This is a genomic window from Sphingobacterium pedocola (assembly GCF_015209965.1).
Taxonomy (GTDB): Bacteria; Bacteroidota; Bacteroidia; order Sphingobacteriales; family Sphingobacteriaceae; genus Sphingobacterium; species Sphingobacterium pedocola.
In genome coordinates this window covers 981,226-1,002,131 of sequence record NZ_MU158689.1, presented here as the reverse complement: position 1 = coordinate 1,002,131, position 20,906 = coordinate 981,226, and the positions used below count along the sequence as shown (strand labels likewise).

At 37.8% G+C, this 20,906-nt stretch carries 20 protein-coding genes; 6 read left to right on the top strand and 14 right to left on the bottom strand.

Features of this window, described 5'->3' with window-relative positions; genetic code table 11:
• Complete coding sequence (locus C4F40_RS04210; RefSeq protein WP_196938109.1) at positions 1–558, top strand: hypothetical protein; 558 nt, start codon at positions 1–3, stop codon at positions 556–558.
• Here C4F40_RS04210 and C4F40_RS04205 read toward each other — a convergent pair.
• The 12 genes from C4F40_RS04205 to C4F40_RS04150 form a co-directional block, all read right to left on the bottom strand.
• Complete coding sequence (locus tag C4F40_RS04205) at positions 535–1,296, bottom strand: hypothetical protein (protein ID WP_196938108.1); 762 nt, start codon at positions 1,294–1,296, stop codon at positions 535–537. The two genes, C4F40_RS04210 and C4F40_RS04205, sit on opposite strands and share 24 nt — an antisense overlap.
• A 13-nt stretch (positions 1,297–1,309) precedes the next feature.
• Positions 1,310–2,332, bottom strand: a complete 1,023-nt coding sequence (gene ruvB, locus C4F40_RS04200; RefSeq protein WP_196938107.1) for a Holliday junction branch migration DNA helicase RuvB — start codon at positions 2,330–2,332, stop codon at positions 1,310–1,312.
• An 11-nt stretch (positions 2,333–2,343) separates the two neighbouring features.
• Positions 2,344–3,072: a polyprenol monophosphomannose synthase gene (locus tag C4F40_RS04195; RefSeq protein ID WP_196938106.1), complete on the bottom strand. Its 729-nt coding sequence runs from the start codon at positions 3,070–3,072 to the stop codon at positions 2,344–2,346.
• Between the two features lie 66 nt (positions 3,073–3,138).
• Positions 3,139–4,908: a peptide MFS transporter gene (locus C4F40_RS04190; RefSeq protein WP_196938105.1), complete on the bottom strand. Its 1,770-nt coding sequence runs from the start codon at positions 4,906–4,908 to the stop codon at positions 3,139–3,141.
• Between the two features lie 193 nt (positions 4,909–5,101).
• The gene (locus C4F40_RS04185; RefSeq protein WP_196938104.1) at positions 5,102–6,697 is read right to left on the bottom strand and encodes a peptide MFS transporter; all 1,596 of its coding nucleotides are present in this window, start codon (positions 6,695–6,697) and stop codon (positions 5,102–5,104) included.
• 112 nt (positions 6,698–6,809) lie between these two features.
• Positions 6,810–7,697 (bottom strand): hypothetical protein, encoded by an 888-nt coding sequence (locus C4F40_RS04180; RefSeq protein ID WP_196938103.1) that lies wholly within the window; start codon positions 7,695–7,697, stop codon positions 6,810–6,812.
• 3 nt (positions 7,698–7,700) lie between these two features.
• Positions 7,701–8,579: a sugar phosphate isomerase/epimerase family protein gene (locus C4F40_RS04175; protein ID WP_196938102.1), complete on the bottom strand. Its 879-nt coding sequence runs from the start codon at positions 8,577–8,579 to the stop codon at positions 7,701–7,703.
• Between the two features lie 18 nt (positions 8,580–8,597).
• Positions 8,598–9,332 carry a (Fe-S)-binding protein gene (locus C4F40_RS04170; RefSeq protein ID WP_196938101.1) on the bottom strand — a complete coding sequence of 245 codons (735 nt, stop codon included), beginning with the start codon at positions 9,330–9,332 and terminating at the stop codon, positions 8,598–8,600.
• Positions 9,333–9,338: 6 nt separating this feature from the next.
• A complete protein-coding gene (locus C4F40_RS04165; RefSeq protein ID WP_196938100.1) occupies positions 9,339–10,646 on the bottom strand; it encodes an MFS transporter in 1,308 nt (435 codons plus the stop codon).
• A gap of 41 nt (positions 10,647–10,687) precedes the next feature.
• Positions 10,688–12,004 carry a D-alanyl-D-alanine carboxypeptidase gene (locus C4F40_RS04160; RefSeq protein WP_196938099.1) on the bottom strand — a complete coding sequence of 439 codons (1,317 nt, stop codon included), beginning with the start codon at positions 12,002–12,004 and terminating at the stop codon, positions 10,688–10,690.
• Between the two features lie 176 nt (positions 12,005–12,180).
• Positions 12,181–13,635, bottom strand: a complete 1,455-nt coding sequence (locus C4F40_RS04155) for a dicarboxylate/amino acid:cation symporter (protein ID WP_196938098.1) — start codon at positions 13,633–13,635, stop codon at positions 12,181–12,183.
• A gap of 137 nt (positions 13,636–13,772) precedes the next feature.
• A complete protein-coding gene (locus tag C4F40_RS04150) occupies positions 13,773–14,123 on the bottom strand; it encodes a 4Fe-4S dicluster domain-containing protein (RefSeq protein WP_196938097.1) in 351 nt (116 codons plus the stop codon).
• Between the two features lie 165 nt (positions 14,124–14,288).
• Between C4F40_RS04150 and C4F40_RS04145 the strand changes: the two genes are divergently transcribed.
• The 5 genes from C4F40_RS04145 (at position 14,289) to dnaJ (ending at position 18,072) form a co-directional block, all read left to right on the top strand.
• Entirely contained in the window at positions 14,289–15,302 is a 1,014-nt protein-coding gene (locus C4F40_RS04145) for an acyl-CoA reductase (protein WP_231389912.1), read from the top strand.
• Between the two features lie 59 nt (positions 15,303–15,361).
• Positions 15,362–15,565 (top strand): fructose-6-phosphate aldolase, encoded by a 204-nt coding sequence (locus C4F40_RS04140; protein ID WP_196938096.1) that lies wholly within the window; start codon positions 15,362–15,364, stop codon positions 15,563–15,565.
• A 3-nt stretch (positions 15,566–15,568) separates the two neighbouring features.
• On the top strand, positions 15,569–16,249 hold the full coding sequence (locus tag C4F40_RS04135) for a cell division ATP-binding protein FtsE (RefSeq protein WP_196938095.1): 681 nt from the start codon (positions 15,569–15,571) through the stop codon (positions 16,247–16,249).
• 138 nt (positions 16,250–16,387) lie between these two features.
• Positions 16,388–16,918: a nucleotide exchange factor GrpE gene (locus C4F40_RS04130; RefSeq protein WP_196938094.1), complete on the top strand. Its 531-nt coding sequence runs from the start codon at positions 16,388–16,390 to the stop codon at positions 16,916–16,918.
• Between the two features lie 11 nt (positions 16,919–16,929).
• The gene (gene dnaJ, locus C4F40_RS04125) at positions 16,930–18,072 is read left to right on the top strand and encodes a molecular chaperone DnaJ (RefSeq protein ID WP_196938093.1); all 1,143 of its coding nucleotides are present in this window, start codon (positions 16,930–16,932) and stop codon (positions 18,070–18,072) included.
• Between the two features lie 98 nt (positions 18,073–18,170).
• On the opposite strand, the gene C4F40_RS04120 is transcribed toward dnaJ, so the two are convergent.
• Both C4F40_RS04120 and C4F40_RS04115 read right to left on the bottom strand, forming a co-directional pair.
• Positions 18,171–19,502: a PDZ domain-containing protein gene (locus C4F40_RS04120; RefSeq protein WP_196938092.1), complete on the bottom strand. Its 1,332-nt coding sequence runs from the start codon at positions 19,500–19,502 to the stop codon at positions 18,171–18,173.
• Positions 19,503–19,709: 207 nt separating this feature from the next.
• The gene (locus C4F40_RS04115; protein ID WP_196938091.1) at positions 19,710–20,906 is read right to left on the bottom strand and encodes an NADH-quinone oxidoreductase subunit D; all 1,197 of its coding nucleotides are present in this window, start codon (positions 20,904–20,906) and stop codon (positions 19,710–19,712) included.

Here is a 20,906-nt window from a genome sequence, read left to right as displayed (position 1 = left end):
ATGGATTTGAAGAATTATGAGGAGATTTCTAAAACCTTAGTAAAAATTAGGGTTTCGGAAGTCTCTTCAGCTGTTTTCGCGTTGCATTCATTGGATGAATTATTTGAACTTTCCTTACAAACCGACGACAAGCAAATCGCTTTCCGGGCGGCATGGATTATAGAAACCGTATTTTTAAAAGAACCCAATTACTTTACCAAACATACAGAGCACGTGATAGATGCTTATATTAAAACAGAGAACTGGAGTTGCCTGCGCTCCTATACTAAGCTAATTATGTGGATCTTATCACCTAAAAATAAGTTCACTATCCCTGAAAATGATCAACGTAAAGTTATTTTAGAAAAAACATTTACTTCTTTACTTAATTTAAATTGTCCGATAGCCGTAAAAGTAAACTGTTTTGATATCCTATTTTATTTAAAAAATGATGAAGATTGGATCCAGGAAGAATTGACCGCCCAATTACAGCTTTGTATATCACAAAGTCCAACCCCGGCTATTAAAAGCAGAGGAAATCGTGTTTTAAACAAGTTAAAGCGAATAACGAACGCCTAAAGAATAAAAAGTGTACATGTCGTTATTTCCCTCAATACGTTGACCGTCTTGATTATATGGGATATAACCATCCAATAACTCGTTATTTGAAAAATTAAATTGTGCGTTCACTACAGCGCTCCAATATCTTCCCGTGCGAGTGGTATGTTTATTAATAGGCAATGCCAAGCCGGCGTTAACGGCCGGAAAAAGTAGGGAATTTATTTTCTCTTTAAAAACCGGTAGACCATTTTCATCATAATACGCTATTGGACCATAGGTATAAAGTAAATTCGGATCCCGGTAGATATCCCCCTCTTTATAAGAATTACGTATCCCAGAAACTCCTAAACCGACATAAATACCGCTCAATAATCTATTTTTAAATGAATAATTATACGAGGGTTTATTGTTAACAATTAAATCATAAGGATAAGCGGTTACAAAAATGCCTCCCGAATAATAATTGTTCGTTACAAATCGTTCGTCTGCGATTGAAGAAACTGCTTCTAAACTTCCCAATTGTCCTTCTATACCGACATGAAGCCCCTTTAGTAGTTTGTAATCAAATTTCAAAAAAAAAGCGGTTCCCATCGTGCCCGATTTATCCATATCACCGTACAATTTGGTCAATCCTATTCCAGTTGTAATATGATACTTTTGTTCTCCCTTATTGGTGCCGTAAGGAACCGGACAATCTAATTGGGCATTGGCAAATGATAAATTTAACAACAAAATTGAAAATAAAACGTATCTCATAATAGTCTTAACGTTAAAAAAGTGTGTTTCCTTTATTATAATTGTTTTTCCCTAAATGCTTATATGCAGCTTCAGTACATTCTCTTCCTCTAGAGGTACGCATGATATACCCTTCTTGAATCAAAAAAGGTTCGTATACTTCTTCTATTGTACCTTCATCCTCGCCTACTGCCGTCGCTATCGTTTTCAGTCCTACTGGTCCTCCCTTAAATTTATCTATGATTGTAGACAAGATACGATTATCCATTTCATCCAATCCGTGTTCATCGACATTTAAGGCATTCAACGCATATTGTGCAATTGCTTTATCAATACTCCCGTTTCCCTTGATCTGTGCAAAATCACGCGTTCGACGCAACAACGCATTAGCAATCCGAGGAGTTCCCCTACTTCTCCTTGCAATTTCGTAAGCACCTTCCTCACTGATTGCTGTATTCAAAATACTCGATGAACGAAGTACAATAGTGGTCAACAATTTTGCATCATAATACTGCAGTCTCGAATTAATACCAAATCGAGCTCTTAATGGAGCGGTAAGTAAACCGGAACGTGTAGTAGCCCCTACCAAGGTAAACGGATTCAAAGAGATTTGCACCGATCTAGCATTGGGTCCCGTCTCCAGCATAATATCTATTTTAAAATCCTCCATCGCCGAATACAGGTATTCCTCTACAACTGGTGATAGGCGATGTATTTCATCAATAAACAAAATATCACCTTCCTCTAAATTGGTGAGCAATCCAGCTAGATCTCCAGGCTTATCTAACACAGGGCCAGAAGTAATTTTGATTCCCACACCCATTTCATTAGCGATAATGTAGGATAGCGTTGTTTTCCCTAATCCTGGAGGGCCATGTAGTAATACATGATCAAGTGCTTCACCGCGTAGTCTCGCCGCCTTTACAAATATCGAAAGGTTCTCCAAAATCTTGGCCTGTCCAGTAAAATCCTCAAAATTTTGCGGGCGCAAAACTCTTTCCAATTCTTTCTCAGTAGGATTTAGACGTTCTGGATTGGGATCAAGATTTTCGTTCATTTATAGTTTCGTTATTTATACTTTCTGAATAAACTGTTTAATTTCAATTGTATTACACCCCAAAAAGCTTCCCGGAATATCTTTGTACTCATTTTAGAAACGCCTAAGGTACGATCAGTAAAGATGATTGGAATTTCTAAAACATTAAATCCGTATTGTACGGCTTTAAATTTCATCTCAATCTGAAAAGCATACCCTACAAAACGAATTTCATCCAATTTTATTTTCTCCAATACTGTTCTATTGAAACAAACAAAACCTGCAGTGGCGTCCTGAATGTTTACCCGTGTAACCATACGTACATATACCGAAGCAAAATACGACATTAAAACACGGCTCATAGGCCAATTCACCACGTTAACCCCCTTAATATAGCGAGATCCGATAACCATATCAGCGCCATCAAGCGCGGCTTGTCGCAGGCGTATTAAATCCTCGGGATTATGGCTAAAATCTGCATCCATTTCAAAAATATAGGTATAATCTCGACTAAGTGACCATTTGAACCCATGGATATACGCCGTACCCAGACCTAATTTTCCTTCTCGTTCTTCGATGAATAATTTACCGGCATAATCCGATTGCATCATTTTTTTTACTACTGCAGCGGTTCCGTCTGGAGATCCGTCATCGACGACTAAGACATGAAAATTAACAGTTAATGAAAAAACTTTACGAATGATATTTTCGATATTATCAATTTCATTGTATGTTGGAATAATTACTATGCTATCCGTCACTAATTTAAATATTAAGTTGCAAACTTAGACAAACTTGATTTGATATGCAAGTACACAAAGCCGGCCCTATTTTACACCATGCATCAGTTTCTTCAATAATGGATTCAAAGCTATTACGACCAATCCCGCCACGGCAGGGATAATAGTAAATAAGAAAAAGAAATGACTTAAGGAGTAATTTTCCTGAATAGTTTCCACTTGTCCTCCTAAAATTGCAGCTAATTTCTGAGCAATAGCGATCGCTAAATACCACATCCCAAACATAAATGCCAACATCCTAGCCGGTACTAATTTAGAAACGTAAGATAATCCAACTGGCGAAATAAACAATTCACCCAACGTGTGAAACAAATAGGTTAACACGAGAAACACCATAGAGATCTTTACGCTGTCATTTGCTCCCAATGCTCCAAATCCGAGTATTAAAAATCCGATAGCTACCAAAATCAACCCAATACCGTATTTGTATGCTGCCGAAGGATTATATTTGGACTCCCATATTTTCGACACAGAAGAGGCTAATGCAATAATAAAGAATGAGTTTAATATAGAAAACCAAGACACCTTTATTGCAGAAATCTCTGCGGTAAATTCATTATACAACATCCAGATCGCAGCTCCCCAAATTAAAGCGAAACATAAAAATAATATAATGTTGGATAAGGCGATTTTACTCCAGGTAGCTATTGCCAACTTGATCAACACCCAAGAAATTATCATCAAAGGCACGATCGTCAAGAGTGTATTTATAACATTGAATATCAGTAAACTATTTCCGGAAAGTTGCCGATCTACATAATCTCGTGCGACCAATACTAATGAAGTAGCTCCTTGCTCGAAACTCATGAAAAAGAAAATCAAGAAGAATCCCAGTACAATAACACCGTACATCCGCTCTCTAATTATCCGACTATATCTTCTAATACGAGACAACACAAGATAGAGGAATAGTATCAGTGCAATGACAATCATGATGTTCTGTCCTCTCAAAAAAGAAGTATCTAAGAATGCAAAAACATCTAATACATTATTTTTGGACAATGGATCATTGAATGCGTATACTAAACCTATAATCCCAACGACAACCATTAAAAAAACATCTACTTTCGTAAACGCATTATACGATTTCTCACCTTCCTCCAGATCGCTCTTTTTGTCTAACTTTATAACACTTGATTTGTCCAAGATCCCCAAATTACCCATAAGTGGTTTAGCCAGCCAAAATTGAATCGTCCCCAATAGCATAAAAATCCCTGCCAATCCAAATCCCCAATGCCATCCAACAGTCTCTGCTAGATAGCCACACAGCATCATTCCAAAGAAGGCGCCCGCATTAACGCCCATATAAAAAATGGTATACGCGCCATCTTTTTTTGCTGGTAAGTATTTGTACATTTCGCCTAATATAGCAGGCATGTTGGGTTTAAAAAAACCGGTACCAATGACTAAGCAACCCAGACCTAAGAAAAACATAATCTGCGAATTGAAGGCCATCGAAGCATGTCCAAGTGTCATGACCGCTGCACCTATTATTACTGCGGCTCTAGAACCAATAAATTTATCGGCAATTACCCCGCCGAATATTGGTGTTATGTAAAGCAACATCGCATAAGTTCCGTATAGCGCACCTGCTTGTTCGGCAGTCCATCCCCATCCCGACATTGGATCGTTAAAAATAACAGCAGCGGTTAAAAACTGAATTAAGAGGACACGCATTCCGTAGAATGAAAAACGTTCCCACATCTCTGTAAAAAACAGCACAAATAACCCTGATGGGTGTCCTAGTACTTTGGAGTCAAAAAAATGCGACTCTTTTACTTCGCTCGTTTGATTCATATAGCATATTATTTGTTCATGTTTCGCCTCATTTCAGAAGCATTTGCCTCATTCGCTAGTAAGCTTATTATTGCCCTTATGTAAATGGGTTCAATAGTATCTTTGGAAACATGAATATCACATCTGTTATTATAATTTGAAAAGCGCCCGTTAAGTAAACGAGCGCTTTTCAAATATTTCTTTACATTATTTACTAATTAATACCGTGCATCATTTTCTTCAACACTGGGCTGAAGAGCAGTAACAATAGTGCAGCACTGATAGGTAAAGCCGCTATAATTACAAAGAATGTTGACATAGAATACATTTCAGTAATTTTGTCAATTAATCCTCCACTCCATCCGGCTAGCTTATTAGCGATTGCTGATGCTAAAAACCAAAAACCAAAAATAAGTCCGATAAACTTCTTAGGAGAAAGCTTGCTCATATATGATAGCCCTACAGGTGAAACGCATAATTCTCCAGTCGTATGGAAAAAATATGCCAATATTAACCAAACCATACTTACAGAAGCCGTTGCCGCACCTTGAGGAATACTCATGCTCCCATACGACAATGCTAAAAATCCAACTCCTACTAAAATAAGTCCCAACGCAAACTTTACAGGACCGGAAGGATTCCATATTTTTTCCCAAAATTTACTGAACGACGAAGCTAGTGTTACAATAAAGAAAGCATTCAAAATTTGAAACCAAGCAACTGTCACTTCCGTTTCGATAGCTGTAAATTCTCTATGAATTTTCCAAAATCCTAAAATGGCTATAGAAACGAACGAAACCATCGTAAAAGCAATGGTCATGGGGTACTGCTTGAAAATTTTTGACGCCAATTTTGTAAGCACATAGGTTACAATTAAAATGGGAAAAAGTGTCAGTATTGCATCTACCCATTTAAAAGTAATCGCTGAATTCCCTTCTAAAACTCTTTGTGTATAGTTTTTTGCAAAAATTGTCATAGATCCACCTGCTTGCTCAAAGGCTAAAAAGAAAAATATACTCGCCACGATCAATACGCCAACAACAACCAGACGATCCCTCACGACATTGGATGGTAATTCGTCTTTTTTTTCATCCCCTATATTTATCTCATCATAAGCTAACTTTTCGGATTCTGTTTTCGGTTTATCGCCTATCACTCCAAATATCTTTTGACCAAAATAAAATTGTAGCATGCCAAAAAACATAAATACACCGGCAAGTCCAAAACCATAATGCCACCCAATTTTTTCACCAATATATCCACAGAGTAATGACCCTAAAAAGGCTCCGGCGTTAATGCCCATATAAAAAATAGTATAACCTGCATCCTTTTTTGAACTATTATCTGGATATAATTGTCCCACCATCGACGAAATATTTGGCTTAAAGAGACCATTTCCTAAAATCATCAGGCCCAAACCCAAATAAAAAAAATATTGACTAAATCCTTCCAACGCCATAGAAGCATGCCCTAAAGTCATCGTTAGCGCTCCAAGCAATATCGCTTTTTTGTATCCAGTAAGCCTGTCTGCCAACATACCACCCAGTAAGGGTGTCGCATACACTAATCCCGTATACCAACCATAAAGTTCCATCGCTTCCGCATTCGTCCATTCCCATCCGCCTTTCGCTATCTCAGTAATCAAAAAAGTCACTAATAAAGCGCGCATTCCATAATAGCTAAAACGCTCCCACATTTCGGTAAAAAATAAGACAAAAAGACTCGCGGGGTGCCCCATCACCATTTTGTCATCAATCCCTTGTTTCGCCAAATGCTTAACCAGGGATTCGTCATTTCGTTGCTCAACCATATACCTATTTGTTTATTATAATTTATACTGTTATTTTATTGGTTCAAACATTTTCAGGGCAAAGAAAAGATTATTTTAGCTAAAAAAACCTATTATCCCAAATTATTTACATTTACCGGAAGCCACTTTTGCGCTTTTTATCCGGTTTCGTTGGATCGATATACTGATCCTCATTTCCTCTTTCAACATTTTTCACTTCGACGTCCACTAATAATTTAAGTTTCCCCTCTTTAGTAACTTCATACGCGTCATATGATAAATCAGGCCCGTAATACTTGAAATTACCTTTAAGGTTGGGATCTGCGGGTACCAAGTTATCAAATTCAATCCTATTATATGTCCCATTATATTTTAAATACATCGTTGCTTGACGGGTATATGAAAATATACGCCTTGTGAGTTTGGAGTTTTCTAAAAAGACTGAGGCTCCTAACTCAACTTGATCATCACCGTTTAACGATAATATTTCTATTACTTTTTGAGTATATTCAGTATGATGCCCTTTCCAGCCCAATAATACATATCGATTCTTACCTAGGGAAACAATGTCATAATACTGTGCCCCATACCATTCTATATTGCTTAAAATAGAACTATCTACTGCATTGATTTCAAAAGTCTTATCAAGTAATGGTGTTAAGTTAATTTGGCCGTTTGCCGTTTTATGCTGGATAGCACCGTAATAGAGGTAAGAACCGTCTTCTAATGGGACATTCCATGTAAATATCTTGAAATTGTTGTCGGGCGACGACAAAATCGCAATCATATTCAACTGTTCAAAAGAATAATAATATGAGTTTGGTTCTTTTAAAGCCGACACTAAGGTCTTCACAAATTTAAAATTGTTATCAAGCCGCTCGGGTTCTGCAGGGCTTCTAAATATTTTATTACCCAACCTGACCAAACTATCTTGCCATACTTGCATCTTTTGGGTATTTTGTCCAAAAGATGAAAGTATATTACAAGTGAGAAAACCACATAGTAAGATTTTTCTTATCATACTTTATTGAAAACGTTCTAATAAAGCTTTTGTTGCTTTAATTCCTTCGATTTCACCTAAAGTACTCCCTTCATATTCAATACCTACAAAACCTTTGTAGCCTGCATCTTTCACAATTTTCATCATTTTCGCATAATCGATATTTGCTTCGTTACCGTTTTTATCAAAATCATGTGTTTTCGCACTTACGCCCTTAGCATAAGGCATTAAATCAATTACACCTTGATAGCGATCGTATTCGTAGAAATTGCCAAAATCAGGCAGGCTACCGCAGTATTTGTTGCCAACGGATTTTAACACATCGGCCAACCAATCACCATGTGAAGATATGCCGCCGTGGTTTTCGACAATGACATTGATCTTCGCTTTTTTACTATAATTAGATAACGTAGCAAGACTCTCAACAACCCGTTGTTTCACATCTTCACGACTCCCTTTTCCGGCTGCGTTTACACGGATAGATGTACACCCTAAAAAACTTGCAGCATCAACCCATTTATAATGATTTTCTACAGCTTGCGTTCTTTTTTGAGCATCTTCATCACCTAAGTCCCCTTCTCCATCTATCATAATCAGCACATTTTTCACACCGTTATCCTTTGCTCTGTTATTCAAGTCTTTCAGATAGCTCATATCCTTTGCCTTATCCTTAAAGAACGAGTTGACATACTCCACGCCGTGAATACCAAAATTTTTGGCTGTAAACTCCGGGAAATCAATATTCTTTAAATCACCTTTATGAAGGGTACGATGTAAGGACCATTCGGCTAAAGAAATATCGAACCAATTCTTTTTTGCCGCAAAACTTTCTAATGATGGCATTAATATTACGCCTGTTGTCGCCAATCCTAGGTTTTTAATAAAATCTCTTCTTGAATTCATTATTTATAGATTTATATATTAGATATTTGCCCACCCGGAGGTTAATACATCCACAAGATGCATCGTCTTCATGGGAATTTTATGCTTGTCGATATATGCTTGGAGCTGCAGCAGACAAGAGGAATCAGTAGAAATGATATACTCTGCATGTACAGCTTGTGCATTTCTTACTTTTTGCTCCGCCATCGCGGCAGAAATCCCTTCGAACTTCACTGCAAACGTTCCTCCGAAGCCACAACACGTTTCCTGATCTCGCATTTCTATCAATTCAAGTCCACCCACGTGCGAAAGCAGCTGTCTAGGTTCTTCCTTTATCTTACATTCACGTAAACCAGAACACGAATCGTGATACACCGCTGTGCCTACTAGTTCAGCGCCAAAATATTCCTTTTTTAATATATTCACCAAAAAATCAGATACTTCATGAACGTTCCGTTGCACCGCCCTGCACTTATTATGCTCTATAGAATTGGTAAATAGATCATTGTAACCGTGTTTCAGCATTCCTGTACAAGAGGCCGAAGGTGACACAATATAATTATTTTCAGTAAAATTACTTAAAAAATTTGCACCTACCGCCTTAGCCTCATCCCAAAACCCTGCATTATAAGCAGGCTGTCCACAGCACGTTTGCTCACTATTATAAATCACTTCGCAACCTGCCTTTTGTAATAACTTTACTGTATTGAAAGCTGTGTCAGGATACAATTGATCAATGAAGCAAGGAATAAATAATTCTACTTTTTTATGCATAAGAAACTAATTCTTCAATAACGTATTAAACTTTAATACTCTCCATAGTAACACAAATCCTAGCACAAAAAATATAGAAAGAAATAATGCTGAATTACGAATATTGTGCGTTAGTTGTTCAATAACACCAAAAGTAAACAATCCAAAGACAATAGCCAACTTCTCTGTTACATCATAAAAGCTAAAAAATGCCGTTGTATCTTCCATATCTTGTGGCAGGAGTTTGGAATAAGTTGACCTTGATAAAGCCTGAATCCCTCCCATCATTAATCCTACCATAAAAGCAATCCCGTAAAATTGGAATTCATGATTCAGGAAATAAGCAGAAATACATATAAAAATCCACATCAAAACGACCACCAGTAACACTTTGATATTCCCGTGGCGCTTAGCTAAGCTTGACATCAGATAAGCACCGGCAATCGCCACCAGCTGGATCAATATAATTGTTGCTATCAACTTTGTCGCTCCAAGATTTAAAACTTTTTCGCCAAAAGCTGCCGCCACGATCATAATCGTCTGTACCCCCATCGCATTGAAGAAATAAGCCGGTAAAAAGCGGCGGATAGGTTCTATTTTCTTTATCTCGGATAACACATGTTTAAACTCATTTTTCACCCTATCAAAAAAGACGACTTGCTTATCACCCAATAACGGTTTTGCTTCCGGTAAGTAACTAAACGGTATTTGCGCAAATATCACCCACCACAGTCCCACTAGAAAAAACGAAAACCTTGCAGGAAACGAAGCATCTATAATTCCAAACCATTCCGGTTTAAAAACAAATATAAAACAGATCAATTGAAGGGTTACGCAGCCTACATAACCATATGCGAATCCTTGCGCACTTATCCTGTCTTGTTGATCAACGGTAGCAATTAGCGGAAGATATGAATTATTGAAAGCCACGCCACCTATATATCCCATGGCTGCTACGGCAAAAAACACAATGCTGATTTCCAACGTGTCAAGTTTAAAAAAAAACAATCCCATGCAAGCCAATGCGCCTATATAGGTAAACAGCTTCATAAAAAACTTCTTATTACCGCTCAGATCTGCGTAAGCCGACAAAAAGGGAAGAGCTAGGGCCATAATTAAGTAAGCTATTGCCAAAGCATAATTAGAAAGAACTGTATTTATCACTTCAAAGCCAAAGAAGCTTACGACATCTCCTTTATCTTTAGTCGTTGTAATAGCCGTATAATAGACCGGAAATATAGTAGAAGTGATGACGAGGTTATACGCAGAATTTGCCCAATCGTACATTGCCCAGGAACGTACAAGTTTTTTATCGTTTTTTTTGAAAACCCGCATTTTTTGAATTGATTGACGAAGATACCAATTGTTTTAGAATATTAATAGTTTTGACGAATGAAGGTCATTATTCGCACCATCTCTTTGCGCACAGGATTGGCACTTCCTAAAAAATTATTATTTAAAAAAGAGAACGCATACCTCCTACCCGTACGCGTCACGATATATCCAGATTGGCAATGTACGGCATGAATCGTCCCCGTTTTAGCCCAAACAAAAGGAACTCCTTGATCTAATCCATAAGCGTTTTTTAAAGTGCCATCAATACCACCGGCGGGAAAGTAATTAAATAATTGATTGTAATCCGGAAAAATCTGTTTCACGGATAATAATAGTTCAACCATACTTCTAGGAGTTACCTTATTATATGTCGATAAACCACTTCCGTCACGCAACTGTATAGAATCCGCAAATAATTTATAAAACTTGTCTTGCATTTCTGCACGCAATGAATCGGTTTTAAATTCATGGTACTTTATCTTTGCAGCAACCATAGTAAGGTGTTCCGCCAAAAAGTTGTCACTAGGAAGCATCATTTCGCGTAAAACCACGTTCCTAGGCACCGAATAAAGTATTTTTGTATCAGAAGGCTTGTTATAGCTATTTAATAATTCAACTTTAGTAGACAACGTGTCCGACAGCAAATCGACAAAAAGACTGTCTGACCAATGAAACGGTTTACTTGAACGATAGGACGCACTCGGATTTAAATTCGTTAGCTCAAAAGTATTGGAATTGATATCGCGAACGATGTTAAAATAACGAGCATATTTCTCCCGAACGGCGAGCTTTTGATTAAATAGTTCCGGAGAGGCGATAATATCTTTCCCTGAAGCTCTAAAACGAACTAGGTTACCATATATGGGAAATACTGCTATTTCGGGTTGATAATCATAAGCATAGTCTTCAATGGACCATCCATCCCTATAAAAAGATTCAGCAGTTTGCTGTGGGACATAAAATAATTTTTTATTCGAAAATTTCAAGAAATTGTAAACCCGATGGGAGTCAAGCATAGGGTGCAGAAATGTTGGGTCGCCGGTACCCCAAAATACTAAAGAATCTCCTCTTTCGATATACTCAATGCCTGGAATAGAATCTCCTATAATTTTTAAAGAGGCAAACAAGGTAAATACCTTTGTGTTGGATGCGGGAGTAAAATGCTTGTCTTCATTGTCACCATAAACAAATCTATTGCTATCCAAATCATATAAACTGAATCCATAATAGTGTTTATTCAGAACCGAAGAACCTTTGAATAGTCCTTGTAACGAGTCAAAGTTTTGTGCCTGTACATGTGGCAAAAGAAAAAGAAGACCCATTACACATGACGATACATTCTTTAAGAAATTAATCATGAATCCAAAATAGCATTTTTTTGAATAACTGTGGTGTAACAATTAAAAATATTAAAAAATAGGTGGTCTAAAAAAATAGCCATCATTAAAAAAATGCGTCATTGCATAACCCCGTATAAGCGGAGCACACTTTTAGAAACCTTTAGCTTCAGTAGCGTGGACGTTATCTTTTTGTATTATTCACTAGAATTAGATTTCTCAGGTAATTCCGTCCTAAATGGGGCTTCCTCGTCGAATTGTCCCTCCCATTTTGCTACCACTACTGTCGCTAAGCAATTTCCGATTACGTTGACTGATGTCCGTGCCATGTCCATTAATTCGTCGATACCTAATATAGCAGCAATAACAAAAGTTGGCAAGCCAAACTGATCTGCCGTCGCAATCAAAACGATCAGAGAAGCTCTTGGAACTGCCGCAACTCCTTTAGAAGTAATCATTAAGGTAAAAGCTATAAGAAGTTGTTCACCAATACTTAGATCTATTCCAGCAGCCTGCGCCACAAAAATAGAAGCCAACGACAAGTATAAGGATGTGCCATCCAGATTAAAACTATAGCCTGTAGGTATTACAAAGGAAACTATCTTACGGGGTACGCCAAATTTTTCCATATTCTCCATTGCCTTTGGCAAGGCCGCGTCTGAACTCGTGGTCGCAAAAGCTATTGAAACCGGCTCTTTAATGGCATTAAGAAACTGCTTAATGGGTACCTTTAAAAATAAAGCTATAGGTAGTAAAATGAACCCAAGAAACATCAATAAAGCGAGATATAAGCTTCCCAACAACATAAAGAGATTTTTGAGAATATCTACACCGAGATGTCCGACTGTATAGGCCATAGCTGCCCCCACACCAATTGGAGCAAATAACATGACAATATTTGTGAATTTAAACATTGCTTCCGACAAGCTTTCGGTAAAATCAACAAGTGGCTTTCGCTTCTTCTCTTCGACCATTGCTAAGCCGATACCGAAGATTACACCAAAAATAACGATTTGCAATACCTTATTTTCGTACACCGCTTTTACAATGTTTTCGGGAAAAGTATCTCTAATAAATGCATTAAACTTGTACACCCAATGTACATCGGCATCGATGTGGCTTAGTGCCGTCTGATCTCCTGCCGTTGTAGTAGAAGTTTGCGGTAATTCTTCATGCGGCATGTGTTCTACATCTACACCCACCCCAGCTTTGGTTAAATTGATTACGAATAAACCTATAAAAATAGCAAATGATGTCGCTGTAAAAAAGTAAAGCATGGATTTCCAAGCCATACGACCTACTGATTTCAGATCTGAATGTCCTGCGATACCGAATACCAACGTTGCAAATAAAATAGGTCCGACAATAGTCTTTACGAGCTTAATAAACCCTTGGCTTAATGGTTGCATTGCGCGTGCCAGATCCGGAAAGTCCAGTCCTACAAATACCCCTAGCACCAGACACGTAAGAATCCATGTTGTTAAATTTTTACGTGCTATTCCGTTTAATATCAACGCTGAAGCTGTAATCCAGCGGACACCCATCATGATTCGAGGGCTTACACCTAACCAGTTGAACTCATAAAATATAGTGATTATAATAGCAATGGAAACTGTAAGGAGGGTTACAAAACCAATTTGTTTTTTCAACATTTAGATCAAAATTTAAATTTCTTCAGCAACAAAAATAGAAAAATACACAGGCAAACCAAATTATTACCAGTTGCGCCGACATAAAAAAAGCATCATCCCTTCGGATAATGCTTTTTCTAAATCTATATTTTGCTCACTTATTCAGCGTGTAACCACGCCTTTTTAGCCAGTAACTCTTCGTCAGATTCGACTACGTCTTCATCCTCCACACAACAGTCTACCGGACACACAGCAGCACATTGCGGTTCATCATGAAAACCGACGCACTCTGTACATTTATCGGAAACTATATAATATACCTCATCAGAAACTGCAGCCTGCCCTTCATTTGCATCTAACGTTACACCATCCCCAAAATCAATAATACCATCTAAAGCCGTACCCTCTGAAAATTTCCAAGACACACCCGCATCATATATCGCATTATTTGGGCATTCTGGCTCGCATGCTCCACAATTAATACACTCGTCTGTAATTTTTATCGCCATTTATAACCTCACAATTATAATAAATAAACTAATTTTGCACTTCAAAGGTAGCACCTTCATTGTATACTATCAACAAAAATGTATACAAAGTTAGTAGGTTATCTACTTTTTTGACAATACAAAGATAAATCAAATATTTATCAGAACAATTCTAAATAAAATATTTTGACAAAGAAACTACGTGTTCAAGCATTATGCAAACTAGGAGATTGGATGCTAAACTTAGACGAAAGCTCCCTTCAATCTATCCAACAGGTTCATTATAAGAATCCCTGGTACACTGAGGAATATGTTCTGAAGCAATTTCAGTCCCTTGGGCAGCAATTAGCGGAAGAGAAACTTAACAAATGGTTGTTGGCCTATCCCGATATTAATTCGTCTAAAAGAGTCGGTCTCATTTTGGCAGGTAACCTTCCATTGGTGGGCTTTCATGATATTCTGTCCGTACTTATTTCCGGATTTGTGGCACAAATCAAAGTGTCATCTGATGATGCGGGACTAACATCCATGGTGCTCGACAGATTGACTCAAATAGAGCCGCTGTTTGTCGATAAAATAGATTTGGTCGATAAATTATCGGGCTACGATCTTATTATTGCCACGGGATCAAATAATTCAGCACGTTATTTTGAATACTATTTTTCTAGTAAACCCAATATCATTCGTAAAAACAGAAATTCCATCGCTTTACTTACAGGCGAAGAACGTGAGGAAGATCTGCGGAAAGTAGGCTATGATATTTTCGATTACTTTGGCTTAGGCTGTAGATCTGTTTCTAAAATATTTATCCCTTCGGGCTACCCTATTTCGACGTTTTTTGAAGCGATTGAGCATTTTCATCCATCAAAAGAACATTTTAAATACAATAACAATTACGATTATAACAAATCTATCTACCTCATTAACGGCGAAAAACATTTTGACAATGGTTTTTTATTATTAAAGGAAGATAAAAATATAGCCTCCCCATTAGCGGTCGTATTTTACGAAGAATACGATCATGTCAACGATGCAGTTGCTATAATCAATAATAGCAAGGAACGGGTTCAGTGTGTCGTCACAGAAGGGACTTTTGAACTAGAAGTACCTGTCTTTCCGTTAGGGTCAAGCCAGTGCCCGGCCCTCGACGACTATGCCGACGGTGTTAATACATTGGACTTTCTATTCGCTAACCAATAAATCTGATTTTATAGCGTTAGTTTCATAGCGAATCCATAAAAAATTCTAACTTTGCTATTATGTATTTAATTAAAGTAAAAGGCGTTGCTAAAATTCCAGATTATGTGCAATTGCGCGATGACGCATTTACCTTATTAGCATATTTTAGAGTAGATAGACCAGATAAATCGTTAGAAAAAATAGGTCTCGGAGACAAAATGGCCTATATTATGGGAATCGTTAGGGAACTTCCGTTTGGTCAAATAAAGAAAATCGAATTATAAAACATGGCAGAAAACACTGTAATAAGACTCAAAAACGTCGATATATACCAGCAAAAGCATCTCGTTTTATCGCATGTCAACCTGGATATTGCAAAAGGAGAATTCATCTATTTGATCGGACAATCCGGTACCGGAAAAAGTAGCTTATTGAAAATTATTTACGGCGACTTGTACATTGCAAATGGTGAAGGTATGATCGCCGGCTTTGATTTAAAAAAACTCCATGAAAATGAAGTTCCATTTCTACGTAGAAAGTTGGGTATAGTTTTCCAGGATTTTCATCTATTAAATGACCGAACAGTTGAAAAAAATCTAGAGTTTGCACTTAAAGCCACGGGCTGGACGGAGAAAGGAATGATTCAAAGTAGAATGCTGGATGTATTGGAAAAGGTAGGTCTACGTTCTAAACTAAAAAAAATGCCGCACGAGCTATCAGGAGGTGAGCAACAACGGGTAGTAATTGCCCGTGCGTTATTGAATAATCCTGAAATTATACTTGCGGACGAACCCACCGGTAATTTAGATCCCTCCACGTCTGAAGAAATCGTTTTATTGCTCCGCGACATTGCCGCTGCAGGAACATCGGTATTAATCGCTACACACGATTATCAAATTATCCGAAATCTTCCGGCACGGATAATTAAAACCTCAGACGGTGCATTGCATGACAATGTAAGTATCTAAACCAACTGACATAAAATCTTAAATCCGACATTTTGTATGTTCACCAGCGTGGTGTACTGACAGGCTGTCGTATATTTTACAATGGCAAAATTATTGAGAAATCTCAAGAAGCTTTTTAAGTATATTAAAAATAGGGCGATGATGAACGAACAACAAGAAAATACCCACGAAGAGAATTTAGCGCAAGAAGATACACCGCAAGCGGAACAAGAAACGGTATCAAATGAAGAGAAACTTACACAGGAATTAGCGGAAGCAAACGACAGATATGCTCGTTTATTTGCCGAATTCGACAATTACAAGAAACGCACGTCAAAAGAGCGTGTCGAACTTATTCAATCGGCCGGCCAGGGCGTGATTACTAAATTACTCCCCATAATAGATGACTTTGACAGGGCTCTTCATGCCATGTCTACCGCTCAGGAAGTCGACTCCGTAAAGAAAGGAATCGAATTGGTAAACTCTAAATTCAGAAAATTACTTGAGAACGAAGGTTTAAAAGAAATGGAAGTTTTGGGACAACTTTTTGATGCAGAATATCAGGAAGCTATAACCGCGATACCGGCTCCGGACGAGAATCAAAAAAATAAAGTATTGGATGTTGTAGAAAAAGGTTACTTTTTAAATGATAAAGTAATCCGTTTCGCAAAAGTGGTGATTGGACAATAACTTAATATAACATGTCAAAAAGAGATTATTACGATATATTAGGTGTATCACGTACAGCCGACGCCGCTGAAATCAAATCGGCTTACCGCAAGCTAGCTATTAAATTTCATCCAGATAAAAATCCAGGTGATAAAGAAGCTGAAGAGAACTTTAAGGAGGCAGCTGAAGCGTACGAAATATTAAGTAATCCGGAAAAGCGTTCTCGTTACGATCAATTCGGTCATTCTGGCAACTCAGCTTCTGGATTTGGCGGAGGTGGTATGAATATGGATGATATTTTCAGCCAATTTGGAGATATCTTCGGTGGTGGAAATCCATTCGAAGGCTTTTTCGGCGGTGGTTCCCGAGGAGGACGGCGTGTTCAAAAAGGTACCAACCTACGTATTAAAGTAAAGCTTACGCTGGAAGAAATTGCCAACGGTATAGAGAAAAAAGTAAAAGTAAATAAGCAAATTCACTGTCAAACCTGTGATGGTACCGGTGCTAAAGACAAGTCTTCATTCCACACCTGTAACACCTGTGGTGGTGCAGGATCCGTAAGACGAGTTACCAATACGATTTTAGGACAAATGCAGACAACCAGTACTTGCCCTACTTGTAACGGGGAAGGTGTCGAAGTGACTGCAAAATGTACTTCTTGTAAAGGAGAAGGTCTTGTACGAGGAGAGGAAACCATTACATTTAATATCCCAGCAGGTGTAAGCGAAGGTATGCAGCTGTCTATGAGTGGAAAGGGAAATGCGGCTGCGCGCGGAGGCATACCCGGAGATTTGATCATCTTGGTAGAAGAAGTACAGCACGAAACATTAAAACGTGACGGCATCAATGTCATTTATGATTTATATATCAATTTTGCAGATGCTGCACTAGGTACAAGTGTAGAAATTCCGACGATAGACGGGAAAGCTAAAATCAAGATCGAACCGGGTACACAGGGAGGTAAAATCCTACGTTTAAAAGGCAAAGGCATTCCTGAAGTAAATTCATACCACAAGGGAGACCAATTAGTATACGTGAATGTTTGGACACCAAAAGCTGTATCTTCTGAAGAGCGCGAAGTGCTGGAAAAATTAAAAGATTCTGCCAACTTTAGGCCACAGCCCGGAAAAAGCGAAAAATCATTCTTTGAAAGAATTAAAGAATATTTCGAATAATTATTTAAATTTTGTTTTTAAAGGGCAGTCTTTTTGGGCTGCCTTTTTTATGCATCAATATAGAAGCGTTTGTGACACAAGCATAACGGCTTATTTCTTTATAGCAACAACGGAATCGGATCTTGTAATTGAAAAGTAAAATTTAGAACTTCTCCACCCCTTCCGATTTCTAATTTCACCGTTTTGTTTATTCCCGACTGTAATTTATCTTTTATCTGTTCCAGCGAAAGTGACTGAACCGATCGCCCATTTATTTTCATTAATACGTCCCCTTTCATTACACCAAACCGTTCAGCAGGAGAATTATGCCGCACGTTATTTATTATAAAGTTAGGTTTTAGTTCTATTTTATATTTAAAACTGCTACTCCCATCAAACTGTATTGTTTTTCCCTCTTGATTCGGAGATGTATTTAAATGAATTCTACTTTCTACCCATACAAAGCCTTCATGTTTCACTTCGATTCCACTCATATCCACATAAAACGGCTGACGAAAATTCTTATTGGGTTTGAGATATAACATACGATGTTCGTAATCAATCAAGACAGAGAATCGAGTGAGTAATTGATTTCCGATAGATCCAACTCGATCTCTCACCAATTTTTTGTTGTCATAAGTATTCGTATCCGGATAGGATATAATAGGTTGTTGAAACTCAAAATCGTTTATCCGCAAAGAATGGATTCTATTTCTCTTCCCATAAATATCGCCATTAAACCCCTTACCAAGGAATTCATATATAGTAGGCTCTAATATTTCAAACTCCGGTAAACGATCCGGAAAAAGCATGGCGGGATCGGAATTCCCCAAATCCAACAGTACCTTAATTTGTTTATGTGTTTTCCTACCAATTCTCAAATCTATATTCACATAAGGTCTATCCTTTTCAATTTTTAAGGGAATTTTGTCGTAACCTCTTAATTTTCTCCCTATATGTTGTATGTTACGGTACGCCGTTATTTTCTTTTTAACATAGTTAATCTCTACCACATTGTTGTGAAAAAAATTACTACCCAAAATTCCATGCACCGGTAATCCAATATAATTAGATAAATGTAATGAGTCATCGGTCACCACGAATAAATTATGTTTTAGATCCATCATCGCAGAATCTGCAATACTCAAATGATTAGAAAGTGAACGTAACCCTTCAATTCCTTCGCCTATCCCGATCCCCTGAAATTTTACTTTAGATACATTGTGTAGTAATAAGGAATCCGAACTACCGAATAATAGCGTCTCTTTTACTCCAGTATCTAAGATGAAAGATAATTCTTCGCCGTTGATATGGATGGGAATGATGATAACGTTGTGCACGAGCTCAAAAGAAAATGTTATTTTAGTGGCATTGTTTCTAAAAATCCACTGTTGGCCGTAGATCTCCGAAAATGAAATCAGCACAAACAAGATCGAAATTATTCTGGCCATAACAGGATAGACTTACCTAAACTTACAATTGATTTTTATACGAATATAAATATAATTCTATAAGGATGCATAAATGAGAAAAAGTCCGTGTCCAAGTGGACACGAACTTTCCTATTAACCAATTATAAACTTAAATTATGAGAATACGAAGATACAAATAGTTCGGTTTATTCACAACTATTTTTTGCATTTTTATGCACGTTTATATCACCTATCGACTTCTCCAAGCACAATATCTATTGATCCTAGAACCGCAATTAAGTCAGCAATCAGGACTCCCTTACCCAATTCGGGTAATACGGAAAGGTTATTAAAGCTAGGACCCCTTGCTTTTACTCTTCTCGGAATATCCGTTTTCTCCTGCGTAACAAAATAGAATCCAAGCTCGCCTTTGGGATTCTCAGATCGGACGTAATAGTCCTGTTCCTTCAAATTTACTTTTTTTGGCACCAAAGCTCTCGGATCAAAATCGGGCGTACGGGCGAAATCTTTTACAAGACGTTCCAGACACTGCTCTATAATACGAACAGATTCGTACACTTCATCCACGCGTACTTTATAGCGATCCCAAGAATCTCCCAATGCGCCCATTTCACCTTTACCGACGGGAATATCAAAATCAATTTCAGGATAAACTGAATAGGCATCTATACGTCGTAAATCCCATTTTATTCCCGAAGCACGAAGCATAGGCCCTGAACAACCGTAATTAATCGCCACGTCAGCTGGTAAAACACCAATATTAGCTGTTCTGGAAATAAATATTTGATTAGTAGAAAGCAATTCATCTAACTCGATCAACTTCGGTTTAAAGTAATCGAGGAATTCCTTACATCTATCTTCAAAACCGACTGGTAAATCGTAAAACAAACCACCGATCCAAATGTAATTGTAAAGCATACGCGACCCAGAGGCCCACTCCAGCATATTCATAATATGCTCCCGATCTCTAAAACACCACATAAAGGGCGTAAAAGCACCTATATCAATACCATAAGTTCCTATCGCTATAAGGTGCGAGGCAATCCGATTCAGCTCGCATACCAGTACCCGGATGTATTCAATACGTTTGGGTATTTTATGATCAATGCCTAGCATGCGTTCCACTCCCATCACAAAAGAATGACTATTATTCATGGATGCCAGATAGTCCAGGCGATCTGTAAACGGAATAGTCTTGGTATAGTTCATAGATTCTGCATGCTTATCAAAACAGCGGTGCAAATAGCCCAGATGTGGGATAATCTCTTTTACAATCTCTCCATCAGTAATCAACTCCAGTCGTAATACCCCATGAGTGGAGGGATGTTGGGGGCCCATATTAATGACCATTTCATGCGATCCTACGTTCGCAATCTTTTCTTTATATCTTTCGTAAGCCGACTGATAGCGGGTTAAGTTCAT